Here is a 17,552-nt window from a genome sequence, read left to right as displayed (position 1 = left end):
TTGATCAATGAAGAAATGATGCGCCGCGACCCGACAGGCCCCGACGCACGAGGCTTAAAAAAGGCTGTCTTCAGCCTGACGGCAAACGGCCAAAAAATCCAGCCCAACGCGACGAGGCTGCCAGCAATGGCCTGTTTTGGCGCCTACGCTGTCGGCGCGCTAATATTCCGGCCGCGCACGCCTGTTATTGATGCTGCGGCGCTAATCGCCTCTTCGCCTGAGTCAACAATAAACAGCACGCCTGCCGCGGTCGCATTTTGCGTCTCATCCTGCCAGGTCTATGCTTTATTCACTTTCATTCCGCAGAGGCTGTGTAATGCATCAATTTGATCCGCAAATGCTGCTGTTACTTTATTTCGTGTTACCGGTCTGGCTTATTGCTGGTTTCGCTGACTGGATCTGTCATCGGGCGACCGATATTGAAAACACCACCGGCCTGAAAGAAACCTGGATCCATATTCTGATGTTTTTAGAGATGGGACTGCCGTTATTGTCGGCCCTGTTTTTAGAGGTGAATGCGCTGGTGATCGCCTTTATGATTGTGCTGTTTTTCTGTCACGAAGCCACCGCGCTGTGGGATGTCAGCTACGCGGTGACGGCGCGTGAGGTCAAGCCGATCGAGCAGCATGTTCACAGTTTTCTGGAGATGGTGCCGCTGATGGCGCTGCTGCTGGTTATTTCACGGCACTGGCCGCAGTTCCAGGCGTTATTTGGTTTCGGCGCTGAGCCGCCCCGTTTTGAGCTAATGTGGCGCGCCGATCCCCTGCCGACCGGGTATATCATTTTTGTTCTGTCGGCTATTTTCCTGCTGGAGATGCTGCCTTATCTGGAAGAGTACTGGCGCGGCAAAAAAGCGCGTAAGCGTGCCGCGAATAAAGCCGCAGCCGGCGATTAATTCCACAACCTGCCGGCGGCGGTTATTTGCGCACGGCAGACCAGCAGAAAATGAAATAACCGTCGCCAGCCGCAGATTGATAAAATAGCGTCTGCGTTGTCGGGTGAACGGAATAAGCCTGACGACACGTAAAGATCTATACCAGAACCCGGCAAAGCATTACCATACGCGCCAATTGTTCCAGCTGGTTCATTATTCATCTTTTTCAGGCCGCTAAAAATGAAAATAACGTTACTGCGTCAGGCGACGCTGCCGCTGTTGATCCTGCCCACCCTGTTTCCGCTGTCGCTGCTGGCAGAAGAGAATGACAATAGCCTGGTGGTCAGCGCGACCCCGTCCGAAAGCGGCCTGAATGTACTCGACACGCCCGCCGCGGTCAGTGTGGTCAGCGGTGATGAGATGCGTCAGGCCGCGCCACGCGTCAACCTGTCAGAAAACCTTAGCAGCGTGCCGGGCTTACAAATCCAGAACCGGCAAAACTCTGAACATAACAGGCAAAACTACGGGGTTTAAACCATAAAAAACACGGCTGACCTCAGGCTGCCCTTGGGTTTACCGAGGGTTGCGTGAAATGAGTCATGAATACTTGTGTACTCATTTATGTACTCAATTTATCTTCTGTTTTTGAGGTATAATTGAGAGGTGTTTAACTCATCAGGAGGGAATTGCTATGTGGAAGAAGCCAGAATTTGTTGATCTGCGCCTCGGTCTGGAAGTGACTTTATACATTTCTAACCGTTGATACCAATGCCCGCATTGCTGCGGGCATTATTCAAATGGTTGGCCGATATGGCTCATAAACCGCCAGCACCTCCGCTGTCACCTTCCCCAGCACCACTACCCCATCAAGCCCCTGACCGTCGATCGTCTCGCCATCCTGAGTGATGATGCCGCTGGGGAACAATTTCCCAATCTGCGGGTAATCCTCAAGCTGATATACAACAGTGTCGCCTGGCTTCATCCGGGCAGAACGGTCTACCAGTACGAATCCTTCCGGCGTTTCAATGCGCATCATATTGGCCGGGTTCGGCATCAGGATACTGTTCAGGTTAAGACGCTGCTCAATATGGTCCTGCGCAGGAGATGGAAAGCCCATGTCAGATTCCCCCGTTCGGGTTGAACTGCTTATACGTCTTAGCCTCACCCTCCTGAGTAGAGACGTCCCGGAACGTCACCGTATGCGACTTGATCCACTGATTAGCCTCACGCAGGCTGAAGTGCCAGTTGAGAAGCTCCAATTGGCGAACAAACTCCTGAGTAGTGACAGTGACGCCACCATCCGGGCTGCGCCTTATGGCGCTTACAAATGCATCTTTAATCTCATAATCACGCGGCATGACAAATCCTCCATTGATAAACACTGTATGGATAAACAGTAATATCGATCGGTGGTTTTGATCAAGGCTGACCAGTTGTGTGATTTGTAAAGGTGAGGTAGTTGCTGAGAATTCGAGATAAGGCAGTTTTTTTCAGATGCTGTGAAGTCCAGCCTCACAGCATCCTAACTTACAAACAATTACTTTCTACGGCTTTTAATACCGCCTTTTCGACCTGCGATAACTGCCCGCTCTGGGTCATTCTTGAAGTTTCCTCCACTGAGGGCTCCTCCCTTTCGTCCGGCCTCTACAGCTCTCTCTGGATTGGCCGCGAAATTACCTGCTCCACCTCTGTGACTAGTCATAATAATCTCTGAAAATTAAGGGCTTTCTAAGCATAGGATACTTTTAAAAATCTTTCTGGCAGTACAAGATGTTTCTCATCGGGTTACTTGCGGTACTAAATTACCTAACGAGCAGGCTTTCCTAACTTCTCCGAACGATAGGTCACCGTAATTCTTCGAACTGAATTTTTTACCGCTTACGCTTGTTGTTGAATTGTTTATGAATAAAATTTTTAATGTGGAAGGTGAATGGATGCAACTCCCATCCGGCAAGAAGTGAAATCCACCCTACGTCCTTCTTGCAAGCACAGTAGAGAGCCTAAAAACAACAGAATGCCTTTGCGCGTTCGAACGCTTCACCTCACTTTGTACCTGCCCTGTTCATTGGGGGGCGGGTATTTTTTTGCCCACAGTTTCAGTGATGACTAATATCAAATTACCCACCCCGCAACCTGCTCAGACAGGAGCGGCTGAGTCATTGCCCGGTCGCCGGGCTTTTTTAATGGTCAGCATTAGGTGAGTCTGTCGCTGGTTGCTCTGGTGGCGTTTCAGACTGATTGACTAAAGCCCACTCCATTCGCATATCAGTTTCGTTCGCGTCATCTGTTGATGCGTTGATAGAATCAACCAGCTTTATAAGCTTGGATTTAGCTGAATCGGGGTCAGTCAGACACTCTAGCATCAACTTAACTACATCTTTTAATGCCTCAGTATTCAATGCCGTAATCCCGGCATAATCCAGAGACAGCTGATCGTTAATTATTTCTCCATCTTCTAATACTATTTCTTCACCGCCCACGGTGACGGATTCTGGAAGAATTTTTTGTGCGTCTTGCGCTATAACACCTGCCCGAGCCTCTCCCTGAATCTGGTAGGTCATACCCCTTAGCGTCATGGACCTGGAAAGCGCATCACCAATGAAACGCTTGTTAAACTTAAGTCTTGAATCGGATGTCGGGTTGAATGAGGCCGCATAACAAGCCCCGTTACTGTTAGCCCGGAATATCTCCGTGCTGTTCTGGATAAAGCGCACGCAGTGATACTGGAGGTCAACAAGTCGGTAGTGGATTTGCACATCGTAAGAAGTAGAAGACCCTCTAATCAGCATTCCACGAGCAGTTTGACCCGTCGCGTCAGCGGCTGTAGTGGCTGCAACAAAACCATAATTACCAGAAACAGTTGAGCTAAATGGCTGGTCACATGTCACGGAACCATTTATTAATCCCCCAGTTTTACCATTTATCGTATTCAACCGCGAATCATCACCTGCAGCCACTGTCCCGGATGTTGTTCCCACATTGCGCGTTGCTGAATTCCCAAGTCCTGCAAGGGAAGTTGCCAGGCTTTTCCATGATGGGCCACTGTACTGAGTACCGTCTGGAAGCGTAACGGTTACATTGCCGCTTGCACTATAAACCTGCTGCCAGTTCGCCTTTTCCTGAATCATGCCGCGCAGAATTTTACCCATGTCATTCATGGCTTGCTGAGTTACGGCATACATTAAACTGGCTGGCACGGCATACCATGCAAGTCCGCCAGCTGTCGGGCCAGTATAAGCGGCTCCAATAGTCAATTGAGTACTGGATGCGATAGACGCCACAATCAAAGTGTAAGGTGTCCCGCCTACAATCACTCCGATGAAATCACCTGCTTTAAGCTCTGTAATGAAACTGGTTCCACTTCCTGTCACGGTTGCTGAACCGTTGGTAACTGTAATAGTGCCTGCTGGCATAGCGTTCTCCGGGTAATAAAAAACCCGGCGTGGTAGCCGGGTTATCGTGTTGTCGATTTCGTCAATCCGCTTTAAAAAGGACTCTTAAAGAAACGTCTTTTTGTGGGGAGTTTTTTGGGTATTTCCATGTTGCTATTTGTTTTTTAACTTCGCGGTCAAAAACATATTTGGGCTTAACACTTATGACTCTAATGTTTTCCGTTTTTCCTTCAGGGGATATGTCATAGATCACATTAACCTCACCACCGATGCGAAGCATTTCGGCCCTTTCAGGATAAGTAATGTTATTGCCTGCATGTACGAATGTTGAAAAAACAAAAAGTAAAACCATCACAAAATTGCGCATAATTGCCTCCATAACCGAAAGCATATCACCTTTATATTTAAGTAATATCAAGTCGGAAAAATGATCGTTTAGATCAATACTTTTAACTAAGATTAGAAAGTATTCCGTATGGTATGCGCATTCCGTATGGCTTCAGCGTACTAGCCCAAGTCTGCTGAAGCTGGTTTACCCACTGGCACTGCAAAGTCCCGTTAGAAAATTTGAAGAAAGGTCCAGAGTATCCCGTTGCGGCACCATCATCGGAGATATTCCCTCCAGGCACTGAGCTAATAAGAAACCATGTGTTGGTTCCTATGTACTGAGAATAAACGGCATTATCTAAGTCAAAGTTAGCCGGCACATCGAAGAAACCCAGTATACGTGGTATTTTTGCCGCCATCACAGCAGACCATACAAGTTGCCCCGCTGAATTGAAGACATCTCTGTAACCGCTTTCCACGGGCATGTCGCTACGTGTCCGCGCCATTGAACCAGCATTGGCAGTCATCCAATCTGGTCCGGTGAAAAACATTTTCGCGTTATTACTTGGTTTGAACCAACGCAGGTTGTCATCAAGCGGAACACTGGCGCTCACGTGCCCCATGTCAGTTGAATTACCTAACTGGCAGGAGATGTTGTAGTAACCGATATCTGTGATGCCTGCGTAATTAACCGTATCCCGGTAATAGGTGCCCTTAAAATCCGAATCAATTACAAGGGCACCTGCCGAGTTAAATACCTGATATCCACTCATATAAATGCATACATATCCAAAGTGAGAGTGACGGCAGCCGTGTAACTCGATAACTTGAAAACACGAAAGCCACCATCGTATGAACGAACTGCAAAATTAGATGGCGTAAAATACGAACTACTTGAAACTGAGACGACAACGACAAAAGATCCTGATGCCGTCAGTCCTGCAAATGAACCAGCGACAAGGTTGGTATTTGCTGCCATCGTAACTGTCGTTCTTCCGAGGTACCGCGTATTATAATCGCCAATATCGACGATCAGCTTTCCGTTTGCGTCCCAGCATTGAAGACCTCCAGCCATTTGACCTCCTTACCAAAGACCGTCTCTGATTCGTAATGTGCCATTAGAGTCATATACCTGCCGCAACGTGCCAGTATCTATAACTCTTCCCGAGCCATTTGCTGCATTGCGCTCAAAAGTTCCCGCTTTATCAAGGCGCCAGCCTTTTGAGCCGGAGACAAAATCGTTTGACTGAATATAATTCCCAATCATTGCGTTTGTAATCCACCCTTCACCAATGAATGCCTGGCTGATAAGCACCTGGCCGTCCTTGATGACAAACGGTGAGTAAAGGCTATTGCCGACTCCGCTCATGACAACAAACTGGTTAGCGTTGATGGCAACGCGTGTGTCCACTCCACCGCTACCATTTACAGTTGCGGCAACAGATATCCCGGCATCGTAATTAACACCGTTGTAGCGAATGCCGGTTTTCAGGGTATAAATTGCGGATGGACTTGAAGCATCCGCATAAGCGGTAAACTTCTGCTGAATTGCCGCTTCGTTGGCGACGATAGCCTGACCCTGAGAATCTATCCTCTGATTTGTAGCTTCAAAGCTGGCAACTACATTTGTCTCAAGTTGTGCAATTGAGCTTTGAGCATCGGCTGCTACTTTCTGCGCCTGAAGTATCCCGGCGCGGTTATTACCGTACTGCGACCACTGCTGATTGACTGAATCGTAATCAGCCAGCATATTTTGTAATAATGCCTGAGGGTCTGTGATAAGAGGTTCCAGCAGCTGCTTGCCATCGGGTGAAGTCAAAAACTCTTCCACCACGCTCCCAATGAGATCATCAGCGTTAACGTTGGACATGCCAGCAGTAAAAGCAGTCCAGTCGCCGGTGTTCCCGATACGGTCCACCAGCCGGGCGCGGTACCAGCGGCGCACGCCGGCCGGCATCGGACCGTGCTGATAGCTGACGCCCGGATAAGGTACGTATGCGAGGAACTGGGGGTTTTGCCCGTCTGCCGTTGTGGCTACCTGAATTTCCGTATAAGCAGTATCTCCAGAGCCATCAGGGAAAGTCCAGGTTACATCGATTGCCCACACTACGTTATCCGTAGCTTTCAGGTTAACCGGCGTGCCGGGCTTACCTGCTTTGCCACTGAGAGAAGTTGAATCTGCATAACCCCACGGCGAAGAAACCTCAGCCGCATTAACGCCGCGCACCCGGACATCATAAACGCCGGTATAAATTCCCTGAATGCTGAAACCCTGAGCGCTGGTGACTGCGACGTTAATCCAGTCGCCTTTATCCTTGCGCCACTGAGCCACGTAGCTGATAGCGCCCTCAACACGATCCCACGTCACCTGCATCGAGGAGACAGAAAGGCCCTGCTCAACAAAGCTGACTTCACTGATTTTGATGTTGGCCGGCGCTTTAAGTACACTGATTGGCGTGACAGTGATTGGTGCTGGCTCAATGCGCACACCATCGTCAATGTAGCGGTACTTATTCGGGTCGTGCTGCACGCCTGCAATAGTAAACGTTCCGTCATCGTTCCCGGCGACGGAGGTGACCCGGAAATACTGGATTGCCAGATTATCACTGTCGATAGCCCACACCGCGCCCGCTACCGGCGTCATACGGAATGAAGTATTTACGCTCACCGTTTTCTTATCGGCGCTGATGCTGCCAATGGTCCGAGTCTGTGCCGTGCCGTCAGGCAGGTTCACCACCAGCCGGTCACCCGCTGAGTAATCAACAGGACGGTCGAGGGTGATGCGCAGTCCGTTCACTGAACTGATGCGGCCTCCGTTCTGTTTACCCGACCTGAAGGGATCGGCCACACCAATAATTTCTGCCGGTATCGGGATGTAACCATCAAGGCCCACACCGAATGAAATGGTCCCGTCTTTGGCATTGGAGAGAATGGCCCAGCGCCCTCGCCGGTGCGCCTCGCTCTGAGATGTGCAGCCAATTGCCGTCAGGCTCATCTCGCGGACATCGTAGCGCTGCACCAGGTCAGAATCGTAAACGCCTTCAACGGTGTCAGAATAGTGGTTAACCGGATCGGACCAGCTCACCTGGCATGATGAGTAACGGTTTTTGTAGCTGCCGCCGGCATAGGTAAACAGACCGTCAATCACATTAGACGCGTGGTAAACGAAATCGACGTCAACGTTGCCGTCAGAATCAACCTGCGGCACATCTGCATTCACAAATATCTGGCTGTTCCCCCAGAACGTGATGCCACGGAATATCGCCGCTATGTCCTTCAGTACGGTGTAAGCATCCTGCTGGCTCTGGATGAAGACGTTACAGGTAAAGCGCGGCTCCGTCCCGCCAGCGCCGTCCGGCACCATCTGATCGCAATACTGTGCGATGCTATAAAGTTCCCACTTATCGATCATGGTGGCATCGACACGCGTACCCATACCAAATATTTTATCCAGCACCAGGTCATAGAAAATCCATGCCGGGTTATTGGTGTAGGCGTATTTGAAATCACCCTGCCATGTTCCGGCATAGGTGCGTGACACAGGGTCATAGGTGGTCGGCACACGGACCAGCCGGCCTTTTGGTTTACAGGTTACTTTAGGTGCCTGCCCGCTGAACTGGCTGGCATCGACTTCAATATAAAGCAGCGCGGTATTGGGATAGCGCAGTTTGCTGTCGATAACCTCGGCGAACGAGAAGACTTTGAAAGCGTTAACCAGTTTTGAGGATGAAGAGTCCGCTGTGATGCGCCGAACCCTGATGGACCAGCCTGATGTTGCTTTCGGTAAATCAATACGGTGATCGCGCTGATACTCGGACGTGGTTTTACCGTTAAAACTCCCATCTACCACCGTGACCCATGATCCGCCGTCTGTTGAGAGGTCCACCGCGTACTGCGTAACGGTACCGACCATGTCGCCGTTATCTTTGTACTGGTACTGAACCGGCAGACTCAGCTTAATCCGGACGGCATCAAGAGTGAGGTTGGTGAACTGGCGGGTCCAGGCCACCGCTTGCGTGACCACAACGCCCACGGACAGCTCGTTATCAACTTCCGGCATGCCCTGAATATATGTCTGGTCCTGCGTACCTTTGCGCCAGTCCCATACTACGCCGGTGAAATTGTAGGTTCCGTCGTCGTTCGCCAGCTGCGTATCGTTCAGGTAAATCTGCTGAGCGGTTAAATCGCCCTGAATCTCACCCTCTGAGATAGCCAGCAGCATTTTTAATTTTGCGATTGAAAGCAGATCATCAGCCTGCTCTACCGGGGTGTGAGCGCTGCCGCCACCGCCTTTATTGCCCTGAATTGTGGCACCTTCAAGAAGTCGCATATTTCACCCATAAAAAAAGCCACCCGAAGGTGGCCTGAAAATTAATCCCGGTTTCTTATTGCTGGTCGCTGGTAAAGCTGCCCGCGCTGATGATCGCCCCGCCAATTTCCCGCTGCCCATACAGGACGGGGATGGGATAACCCATCGCCACGGTATTAACCGGCGCACCGAATGCGTAGTTAGGCTTGTTGTCAGTGCTGGAAGATGCGCCCACGTTGAATTTAGGCTGCGGCGTCAACATCTGCACAACACCACCCAGCAGCATACTGATGCCTATGCTGGTCAGGGCTGTCACAGCAAGCCCTGTTGCTGTGGTTGTTCCCAGCGCTGCGCCATAAAGAGCAAGAGTACTGCCAGCAGTGAAAAACGCGGCGACGATGGCAACAGCACCAATGATGATCTGCAACGTGCCGCCCCTCTTAGACCCCTCCAGAATTGGCTCCATTTCAAACTCGGTTGCCGCTGAGGACATGTCGAATTCCTGCAGGCCGATATTGTCTTTGCCGCTGAAGAAGGCAAAGCGCACCCCGTTGAGATGTGCATTCGAAACGTATTTTTTGAAGCCGGGCACCTGCGAGCACATCGCCCGCAGCAGTTCACGCAAATCCGAGACGTGAAACTGATGGACCTGGCCGAACATTTTCGCCATTGGACCTTTTAGCCGCATCGTCTTAATCATCCATCAGCTCCTTTCTGCGCACCACGCGCACGGTCCGGTTACGCCAGTAATCACCATAAGGTACCCGCGTAGACAGGCTTCCGGCGTTGTGATGCAGCATGATGTTGTTACCCAGGTAGATGGCCGCGTGATTGGTTACCGGCGCGCTGACCTGCATCATGATCATATCTCCCGCACGCATATCAGCCGGCGGCACCTCTATAAACCCCTCCGCCTGCCAGTTGTCGTCATAGCGGTTTTCTTTGCCATCCACCCACCACTCATAATCCACTGACCAGTTATTGAGGCTGATTCCGTGCTCCTGCTGGTAGTAGTCCATGATGAGGGTCCAGCAGTCGGCAAAGCCCAGTACCCACGGACGCCCCACCAGCTCACGATTGACCCGTGGCGAAATAGTGCAGAAGTCGCCGTCTGGCCACGACATGATCCCCCACTCAACACCGGAATAGTCACATAGCACGCGATCACGCTCTGACGGGATGAGCTGCGGTACATCCGGGTGAGAATGGATAACCATCAGAATGGTGCCGTCTTTCTCTGCCGCCCGCTTATCCTCCGGCGACAAAACAAAATGCTCTGTCGGGTCGTCTGAAATATTTCTGCAGGGGACATATGTCTGAGCGCGGCCAGACTGGATAACCAGTCCGCACGCCTCTTTCGGATACTCGGCGGCGACGTGCTCGCGGATCGCCTCAAGAATTTTTTTACGCATGGTTATTTTCCCTGAAGGTTCGCCGCCGGGAAGCCACCAAAAGGCAGCGGCTGATTGTCACCGAGGCGTGCTTTACAGTCGGCCATACGCCCGCCGCAGACATCTTTTGACGGGTCGCTGGTTGCCGTGCCGTCCTTGGTAAAATACCGGTTTCCTGCGTAATCGCACCCTGTGCCAGTGCGATACCAGCCACGCATGCACCAGGTACATACCGGCGTTATCTGGCGTGATGGCAGCTGCAGGCTCTGGATATCAAACGGGGAGCAGAGCTCGAAATCCACCTGAGCGCGCGTCTCGGAGGTTTTCGCATTCACATAGAACAGCTGAACGCGTTCCTCCTGCGGATTTGCGTTTGGATTGCCCGCCATCCAGTTTGCCGCATCGAGATACTTTGCCAGCGTGGTGTGGATGCGCACCTTCGCCTTTACCATGTCGTCAAACTGCAGGCAGAGCGCAGTCACATAGTTACCCACGTTGCCGACTGAGAGCTTTGGCGTCGGCTGTGAACCGGTACTGCTCATCTCCATACCGGTCAGCTCATACGGATGCGGATCGTACTCATTGCCCTGCCAGATGATTGACGGCAGGTTTTCCGCTGCAAACGACTGCCAGCCTTCGGTCGGCAGGTTGTAGGCATGGAAGCGCAGCACGGTATCAAGCCCGAACGATGTGCCGTCAATCTCAATCAGCTGGACCAGACTCCCCGGCTCCAGCGCCTGAATGTCCTGGTTAAAACTCATTTTTCACCCAATAAAAAAGGGCGCATCAGCGCCCTGTTGTTATCGTGACATGTCACGGTGCAAAAGCCTGCTCAAAGGTAAAACTGATTTCAACGAAATTGCCGTTGATGAAGGCGGGCCGGATTGAATCAGACTTAACGCGATAAAGCTTTTTCTCTCCCCATGGATTGACCCACCAGCAGGAGGCGGTGACGTGTGCTTTCAGAAAAGCCCTTACGGTCGCCATTTCTGCTTTGCTGCCGCTGCAGGTTACCGGCCAGGACTCGCGCTGATCGTTTATCCCGACACCGGCCACCTGCTTATAGCCGTCACCGAACTGGGCCTGAAGCGTGGCAACATTAACCTCTTCCGTCGCCCCCGTTCTGACGCACCAGCTAAAAGTTTCAGTCGCCATTTATAACCTCACGAAGTCCGGTATAGCAGTCCGCCCGGAGATATCTCCTTCCTGAGCCGCTCTGTTAGCGTCATTTCGACAATAGATTTAAGCTGTCTGGCAGTGTCAGCCGTACCGCTGGCAGAGGTTTCACCCGCCGCCCCTTCCTGACTTATGGTGACCGGGGCGCTGATGTTAAAAACCGCATTCCCGTTGCCGGAAGCGCGGTTAACACCGGAGGAATAAACAGCGGCCCCGGGTGATACAACCCCGCCATCCGCATAGCCTTTCATCAGTGAATAGAGATTTGATACACCGATGCGGTCTGTTGCCTCTTTGGTGAAGACGAATTCCCCTTTATGCACAATGCCGGCCGGATCATATTTACCGCCTGCACCGGTAAAACCACCACTGTCATAGGCGCTGTAGCTGGTTGACAGCCCCATTGCGCCGGTTGAACCGGTAGTGCCGCCTGCGGCACCGCCTGCAACAGCGCCGCCGACACTGCTGGCAACCGAGCCCAGAATACTTCCCCATGATGAAGAAGAAGCTTTCAGCGTATTGACGACAGCCATCTGAAGCGCAATTTTTGCGATGGTCTGCAGGATCGAAAGGCCCCAGCTTTTCCAGTCTGCTTTGCTGCCTGCCAGCATGGAAGACATGTTATCCATTGCGCTGTCGAGAGTAGAGGTCACGCCGGAGGCAACGGCCCCGGACACATTACTGGCGCTTTCAAGCCAGTTCTGATATCCCTTCGACGCCCCGCTAAGCCAGTCTGCCTCTGTTGCGGCTATGGCCTGGTATTTCCTGTCCAGATCGCCGAGAGCCTGCTGACGCGCCGCAATCGCCGCCGCGCCTTTGTCCGTTTTATCGAAAACGCGATCCACCTGCTGCGTTTCCTCATAACGGCTGCGCTGACGGTCACTGAGGCCCGCTGTCGCCGTGGTCTGGGTGGCATCATCACGATATTTCCGCGCTGCTTCAGTTAAATCCTTCAGCGCCTCAGCCTGATCACGCTGTTTTTTTACATTCTCCTCAGCTCGCTGCGTCCATATAGCCAACTCAGATGAGTTGTCGCGAATGGCTTTGCGCTGCTCTTCTGTCCACTTGGTGCCAGCCTGATGCGATGCGGCATACAACTCTGATGCCTTTTCACCCTCAGTGGCCCGAACCTTTTGCACCTCTATAGCAACGCTGAGGTCTGCGATTTTACGGGCATAGTTTTCAGCCTGTGTTGCGGCTTCCCGCTCAGCTTTGTTCTGTGCATTTGTTGCGGCCGTGCCGGTTTTCTTTGCCTCTGCAGCGGCTGCATCTTTTTTTGCAGCCTGATCTTTGTTGTAAACGTACTGGGTATAGAGTGCGCCGGTCAGTTTCAGGTCATCAGCTTCGTACTGATGCTGCACGTGCAGCTTCTGCAAACCGCTGAGGCTGGAAAGCTCGTTATCGCGACGGGCCTTTTCAAGCGCTGTCTGCTGCTGCGGAGTGGCGCTGGCAACGTTCACAACCGGACCTGCATACTGAGGCGGTTTCGCCCCGGCAGTGGCGGACATTGAGCGGTTCAGGAGATCATAGGCACCCTTCAGAATCGAAACAGCGCCAGCCTGCTCAACGGCCTTCTGAGTTGCAAGATCGCTCGCATCATTGACCAGCTTTTGCGTGCTGGCGACTTTTGCTGCAGCCTGCTCTCGCTGATACTCCAGCCGGTTTAGCTTATCGGTGAGCTCCACGTTCTTAGCCGTGATGTCGGCCTGATTCATGAACGTGTTGATATAGGTCAGCGTGGGGTGCCTGTTGTAATCCTGCTGAATCTGGTCCAGGCCACTCAGGCTGTCTCTAACTTTTGCGATCTGCGTATCGAGGTCATTCAAATCCTGCTTCTGCGCCTGAAGAGATGTGCGGGCATCAGCAGCGGTAGACTTCAGGCCCAGCACAGACATCTGCTTAAGCTTGCTGTTGATCTCATCGAGATTGTTGGCAAAGCTTACCGCCTCTTTGTGCACCTGCTGAGTATGCTGGTAAAGGCCGAACATAGCCGCACCGGCACCGATAATCACACCCGGCCAGCCGCCCAGAACACTCAGCACACCGCCGCCAAGCCGCGACATTACAGAGGCGGTGTTAGTCAGATTGCTGATGGCAGATGATCTGCCCGCTATGGCACTGTTAAGCCCGGACTGCGCAGCTGTCAGCGCACGTTCGGCGACAATCTGTGCCTCAATCGAGACGGCAGCGGCTCTGGCCTGCTGAGCCCGGTACACCGTCTGACGTGCCGCTGCCACACTGACCTGAGCGCCGCGAACCTGAGCCTGTGCCAGCCCTACCTCAGCGGCAGTATTCGACACCACCGCCGCAGTTGACTGGGCAACGCTGCCAACCATGTTGCCGAAATAACGCGCCAGACCGATGCTGACCAGCACGCCAGCAGTGTTCGCTACCGTATCGATATTTTTAGCCAGACCGTCCAGTATGCCAGCAAGCGAAGAGGATGCGCCTACCGCGCTGTCGGCACCGCCTACCCATGCCACAAAGGCGTTCCGCACCTTCTGAGCCGATCCACTCACGGAAGCAGGAAGGCTTTCAAATTCCTTTCGCAGGATTTCAACATTGGTCAGCAGCGGCAGGATTTTATCAGTGGTCAGCTCTCCGTTGTTCGCCATGTTTCGCAGACCACCGACGGTAACACCCAGCCCATCAGCAAGAAGTTTTGCCAGGCGTCCACCGCTTTCCATGATGGCGTTAAACTCTTCGCCACGCAGTACACCTGAACCCAGCGCCTGGCTGAGCTGCGTGATAACTGAGCTCGCTTCTTCTGTGCTGGCTCCGGATAGCTTCAGCGATGTTGCGACTGTTTCAGTGACTTTCGCCACGTCAGATGATGCATAACCCGCCGCGCGGAGTGACTGAGCGATACGGCTGTATAAGCCCGAGTTAGCTTCCAGTGACGTGCCGGTACGCTGGCTGATCTCCATCAGTGTGCGCTGGGCTGTTGAAAAATCGTCGGCAGAGGTGGACGCCAGCTTAAGGCGACCGTTCATCTGGTTCCATGTGTCAGCAAACTCAATAAGCTGATGCGTTGCGAACGCGCCAGCCCACGCCCCCGCTAACCCGGCTGCAGATGATTTTACCGTAGCCAGCTCGGAGTTCAGGTCAGACAAAGAACGCTGGGTTTCCCGCGTGGCCGCTGCAGCCTTCCGCCCGCCCTGCTCCATCGTTTTATAGTAATCAGCCCCCATGCGTGAGGCGCGCGAAATCTCAGACTGAAATGAACTGGAGTTCGCGGAAATTTTAATAATGAGTTCGCGCAGCGTTGCCATATCTCACCCGTCTGAACCGCGCTGGCGCGGAAATTAAAGAGCACTCATCCATTCTTCAAAGCCGCTGATTTCTTCCTCTTCCTCAGCTTTGCCCCATTTGAGCAGCATCTCATCAATAGTGGCTTTTCCACCCTGAGTATTGATAATTGCCGTCGATACCTGCGCCGCCTGAACATCGCCACGCCAGTCACCAATCGGACTCAGCCGGTCGTAGGCGATCCACATTTTGAGCTCACTGGCAGTGAGCGACTTACGCAGTTCGTACACTGTGCGCCCCATACGGAGCGCAAGGGTCATCAGAAAGAAAGTCAGCGGCTCTTTTACTTTGCCTCTGCTTTTTCCTGTGACATGCCCAGGCCAATAGCCTGAGAGAGCAGTCGGGAGTGAACCGGGCCGTAGATTTCAGACACGGTCTGTTCGTCGCCTTCACCGAAAACGCGGTTACCGCTCTCATCCAGCAGTACATCGATAAACATCACGACATCAGCCTGCTTGTTACGCAGGTATTCTTCCTGAATACTCAGATTCTGCGGCTCCTGACCTTCCTCGGGCTCAGTTGGTGTCATGATCTCACGGAATTTCACCCAGGCTTCACCGGACGGTTCGCGCAGCATGACCTTAGCGCCGTTCCATTCCGGCACCTCTATTACCTTTGAGCGAAAGCCGGATGATGCAGCAAGCGCCAGTGCACGAAGTGAAGCCGGTGATGTTTCGGTTTGTTTGGTTGACGACATTTCATTTTCTCTGCGTTCAGGTAAGGGGAATAAAGAGCCACACTAAGTGGCTCAGGGAATAGCTGAGGATTATGATCCCGCTGCAACAATCGGCTTCGGCTTGCCCCGGACGCGCAATGAATAGGTAGAAGAAACCACCGCTGATGTGCCGGCAGACCATGAACTCTGGCGCACCTCAATCAGCGCGTAATAGCCGTTGCCGGACGGGAATACGACTTTCAGAACGCGCAGTTCGTCATTGTCATAAGCCTGCTGCAGCGCCTGACGCGACTCTTCATCGCCCACCCAGTTACGGGTCAGCGCCATTTCAGCGGGCGCGGCAAGGCCGTTGGTCTGCTCCTGCTCAGTAGAGCAAAGCGTTGTCACGTCGATATCGCTTTTCTGTCCGCCAGTGTAGGTGACCTCTTTGGTCGCGCACTCCGCATCAAGGAACGTGATGCCGTTCGGAAAGCCGCTGGCGTTAAATGCATCCGCAGTAACCGGGGCGGATGAAACGCCAATCGTCATCCCCTGCGTTTTTTCATATTTGCTGGTCATGTTTTCTCCAGGCGAAAAAAAACCACCCTGAGGTGGCTGTGATTGTGTTCAGACGAGCGATTACTGCATACTCTGGACTTCCAGAGTCGCCCGGAAAAGGCCGGTTTCGGATTCGTAACCGTTGGTTTTATTGAGCTGCGTGAAGTTCAGTGGCGATAATGCTGCTGACACAGCCTCACGCAATGATCGGGCTTCATCCGGTGATGAGGCGTATACGTCGACCTGCAATGAACCGCTTTCTTCAGCGGGCCCACACAGCGTGTCGCCGAAAACTTCACTGACCACCATGAATACGATCCACGGTGGACTGATGGCTGGCGTACCCTGTGCGTTTAATGGTGCAACATAGGGGTACACCTGCCCACCGGCCAGACTACCAATCAGGTTGAAAACTGAGGACTCTGTCATCTGGTCAGCGCCTCATCGATGGCCCGGTTCGCTGTATCAAACGCAATCTTAACCGCCTCCTCCTGCCTGGCATCATATGCTGGCCGGATAAACGGGATAGCGGCCATTTCAGACGTGCCCAGCTCCACAAAGCGCCAGTAAAAAGCGTTGCGGGAATCTTTGGTTTTCATCTTATTGTCGCTGTTGCCCGTGCGTGGGTTGCGCCCACGTATATGAACGCCTGAAGAAATATCACCGTTGCGCGTGCGCTGCGTAAGCACTACGATGTTTTTCGCCAGTTTACCGGTACGTCTGGGGGCTCTTCGCACCGCTTCATCTTTTATCACGGTAGCTGCTGAACGGGTGGCGTTACGCAGCACCCGACCATTTTCAGCCTTACTCAGCGCATCCAGATCGCCGGAAATATCCAGCAGGCCTGAAAAGTCCAGCTTTGTGTCAATCACGTCTTCACCCCCTGTTTACAGAGAATTTCGAGCTGAGTCGTTCTGGCGTCCGGTATCGGTTCCCCGGTCACATCAAGAATCATCCCCTTAAATGGACCCGTAATGCATTTCAGCCGGGAAGCAGCTGTAACGTCAGTTCTGAAGCGAATCCAGACTCGTATCGTTGCCTCTGGTTTTTCTGCCCCTGAGGCCATAATCTCCCGACTGCTGATGCCTTTAACTTCAGCCCACACCGTCATGCCATCAACCCATACGTTTTTCGGCTGACCTGATGGCAGGCGTGTTGATGTGAAATTCTGAATCGTCACTTTGTGACGCAGTCTTCCTGCCTGCATGAGCCCACCTCACAGACCGTAAATTCGGTATGGCTGTAACAGAGCCTCAACCGCCAGTGGTACCTCGCTGGTAATATTACCGATGTTCACTGCCTCCCGGTTTGAGTACCAGTGCCCGACAAGCAACAACATTGCCGTGCGCACGTCATCATCCAGCAAAAGGCGATCTTCATCGGTATCAAAACCGGGTTCGGCATTGGTCTCATACAGCTTTCTACGGGTCCAGGTTTCAACATAACGCTTTGCTGCACCGGTGTAGATGCTCAGCAAAGAATCTTCACTGGTGTCATCCTCATCGATACGGCAGTGCGCCCTGACCGTTACTAATTCAATCATCGCCATTGCCTGCACCAT

At 52.5% G+C, this 17,552-nt stretch carries 23 protein-coding genes and 1 pseudogene; 4 read left to right on the top strand and 20 right to left on the bottom strand.

Features of this window, described 5'->3' with window-relative positions; all coding sequences use genetic code 11:
* From AC6I8D_RS09230 to pqqA, 4 genes and pseudogenes are all read left to right on the top strand, one after another.
* Positions 1-330 (top strand): hypothetical protein, encoded by a 330-nt coding sequence (locus tag AC6I8D_RS09230; protein ID WP_497820018.1) that lies wholly within the window; start codon positions 1-3, stop codon positions 328-330.
* Positions 317-895, top strand: a complete 579-nt coding sequence (locus tag AC6I8D_RS09225) for a diguanylate cyclase (RefSeq protein ID WP_497820017.1) — start codon at positions 317-319, stop codon at positions 893-895. Before AC6I8D_RS09230 ends, AC6I8D_RS09225 begins: the two co-directional genes overlap by 14 nt.
* Positions 896-1,114: 219 nt before the next feature.
* Positions 1,115-1,393, top strand: a pseudogene (locus tag AC6I8D_RS09220) (TonB-dependent receptor plug domain-containing protein); the annotation flags it as partial.
* 172 nt (positions 1,394-1,565) lie between these two features.
* Positions 1,566-1,637, top strand: a complete 72-nt coding sequence (gene pqqA, locus AC6I8D_RS09215; RefSeq protein ID WP_010617686.1) for a pyrroloquinoline quinone precursor peptide PqqA — start codon at positions 1,566-1,568, stop codon at positions 1,635-1,637.
* A gap of 30 nt (positions 1,638-1,667) precedes the next feature.
* Here the strand turns inward: pqqA and AC6I8D_RS09210 are convergent, their stop codons facing one another.
* The 20 genes from AC6I8D_RS09210 to AC6I8D_RS09115 all read right to left on the bottom strand — a co-directional run bounded on the left by AC6I8D_RS09210 (position 1,668) and on the right by AC6I8D_RS09115 (position 17,534).
* Positions 1,668-1,991: a LexA family protein gene (locus tag AC6I8D_RS09210; RefSeq protein ID WP_497820016.1), complete on the bottom strand. Its 324-nt coding sequence runs from the start codon at positions 1,989-1,991 to the stop codon at positions 1,668-1,670.
* A gap of 1 nt (position 1,992) precedes the next feature.
* Positions 1,993-2,232, bottom strand: a complete 240-nt coding sequence (locus AC6I8D_RS09205; protein ID WP_308546676.1) for a DNA polymerase V — start codon at positions 2,230-2,232, stop codon at positions 1,993-1,995.
* Positions 2,233-2,411: 179 nt separating this feature from the next.
* Positions 2,412-2,576 (bottom strand): con-10 family general stress protein, encoded by a 165-nt coding sequence (locus AC6I8D_RS09200; RefSeq protein WP_354474027.1) that lies wholly within the window; start codon positions 2,574-2,576, stop codon positions 2,412-2,414.
* Positions 2,577-3,054: 478 nt separating this feature from the next.
* Complete coding sequence (locus AC6I8D_RS09195; RefSeq protein WP_497820015.1) at positions 3,055-4,287, bottom strand: tail fiber domain-containing protein; 1,233 nt, start codon at positions 4,285-4,287, stop codon at positions 3,055-3,057.
* 61 nt (positions 4,288-4,348) lie between these two features.
* On the bottom strand, positions 4,349-4,633 hold the full coding sequence (locus AC6I8D_RS09190) for a TonB family protein (protein ID WP_497820014.1): 285 nt from the start codon (positions 4,631-4,633) through the stop codon (positions 4,349-4,351).
* Between the two features lie 82 nt (positions 4,634-4,715).
* Positions 4,716-5,366 carry a DUF8377 family phage-derived protein gene (locus tag AC6I8D_RS09185; protein WP_497820013.1) on the bottom strand — a complete coding sequence of 217 codons (651 nt, stop codon included), beginning with the start codon at positions 5,364-5,366 and terminating at the stop codon, positions 4,716-4,718.
* Positions 5,363-5,668: a hypothetical protein gene (locus AC6I8D_RS09180; RefSeq protein WP_497820012.1), complete on the bottom strand. Its 306-nt coding sequence runs from the start codon at positions 5,666-5,668 to the stop codon at positions 5,363-5,365. The genes AC6I8D_RS09185 and AC6I8D_RS09180 overlap by 4 nt, the downstream gene beginning before the upstream one ends.
* A gap of 9 nt (positions 5,669-5,677) precedes the next feature.
* On the bottom strand, positions 5,678-8,923 hold the full coding sequence (locus AC6I8D_RS09175; RefSeq protein WP_497820011.1) for a TipJ family phage tail tip protein: 3,246 nt from the start codon (positions 8,921-8,923) through the stop codon (positions 5,678-5,680).
* A gap of 55 nt (positions 8,924-8,978) precedes the next feature.
* On the bottom strand, positions 8,979-9,602 hold the full coding sequence (locus AC6I8D_RS09170) for a tail assembly protein (protein ID WP_497820010.1): 624 nt from the start codon (positions 9,600-9,602) through the stop codon (positions 8,979-8,981).
* Positions 9,595-10,314, bottom strand: a complete 720-nt coding sequence (locus AC6I8D_RS09165; protein ID WP_497820009.1) for a C40 family peptidase — start codon at positions 10,312-10,314, stop codon at positions 9,595-9,597. Before AC6I8D_RS09165 ends, AC6I8D_RS09170 begins: the two co-directional genes overlap by 8 nt.
* Before the next feature lie 2 nt (positions 10,315-10,316).
* Positions 10,317-11,054 carry a phage minor tail protein L gene (locus AC6I8D_RS09160; RefSeq protein WP_497820008.1) on the bottom strand — a complete coding sequence of 246 codons (738 nt, stop codon included), beginning with the start codon at positions 11,052-11,054 and terminating at the stop codon, positions 10,317-10,319.
* Positions 11,055-11,106: 52 nt separating this feature from the next.
* Positions 11,107-11,448: a phage tail protein gene (locus AC6I8D_RS09155; RefSeq protein WP_497820007.1), complete on the bottom strand. Its 342-nt coding sequence runs from the start codon at positions 11,446-11,448 to the stop codon at positions 11,107-11,109.
* Between the two features lie 8 nt (positions 11,449-11,456).
* Entirely contained in the window at positions 11,457-14,741 is a 3,285-nt protein-coding gene (locus tag AC6I8D_RS09150) for a phage tail tape measure protein (protein WP_497820006.1), read from the bottom strand.
* 33 nt (positions 14,742-14,774) lie between these two features.
* Complete coding sequence (locus AC6I8D_RS09145) at positions 14,775-15,038, bottom strand: phage tail assembly protein T (protein ID WP_497820005.1); 264 nt, start codon at positions 15,036-15,038, stop codon at positions 14,775-14,777.
* 23 nt (positions 15,039-15,061) lie between these two features.
* The gene (locus AC6I8D_RS09140) at positions 15,062-15,475 is read right to left on the bottom strand and encodes a phage tail assembly chaperone (protein WP_497820004.1); all 414 of its coding nucleotides are present in this window, start codon (positions 15,473-15,475) and stop codon (positions 15,062-15,064) included.
* Positions 15,476-15,544: 69 nt separating this feature from the next.
* On the bottom strand, positions 15,545-16,012 hold the full coding sequence (locus tag AC6I8D_RS09135) for a phage tail tube protein (protein ID WP_497820003.1): 468 nt from the start codon (positions 16,010-16,012) through the stop codon (positions 15,545-15,547).
* Between the two features lie 60 nt (positions 16,013-16,072).
* Entirely contained in the window at positions 16,073-16,420 is a 348-nt protein-coding gene (gp17, locus tag AC6I8D_RS09130; protein ID WP_285064996.1) for a tail completion protein gp17, read from the bottom strand.
* Entirely contained in the window at positions 16,417-16,863 is a 447-nt protein-coding gene (locus tag AC6I8D_RS09125) for an HK97-gp10 family putative phage morphogenesis protein (protein WP_497820002.1), read from the bottom strand. The genes gp17 and AC6I8D_RS09125 overlap by 4 nt, the downstream gene beginning before the upstream one ends.
* On the bottom strand, positions 16,860-17,198 hold the full coding sequence (locus AC6I8D_RS09120) for a phage head closure protein (protein ID WP_497820001.1): 339 nt from the start codon (positions 17,196-17,198) through the stop codon (positions 16,860-16,862). Before AC6I8D_RS09120 ends, AC6I8D_RS09125 begins: the two co-directional genes overlap by 4 nt.
* A 9-nt stretch (positions 17,199-17,207) precedes the next feature.
* The gene (locus tag AC6I8D_RS09115; RefSeq protein ID WP_497820669.1) at positions 17,208-17,534 is read right to left on the bottom strand and encodes a head-tail connector protein; all 327 of its coding nucleotides are present in this window, start codon (positions 17,532-17,534) and stop codon (positions 17,208-17,210) included.
* Positions 17,535-17,552 lie beyond the last annotated feature (18 nt).

It is taken from the genome of Pantoea sp. X-Soil-MYKO-1785 (assembly GCF_059730675.1).
The sequence above is the reverse complement of the archived record's forward strand: the minus strand, read 5'-3'. Positions and strand labels throughout refer to the sequence as shown.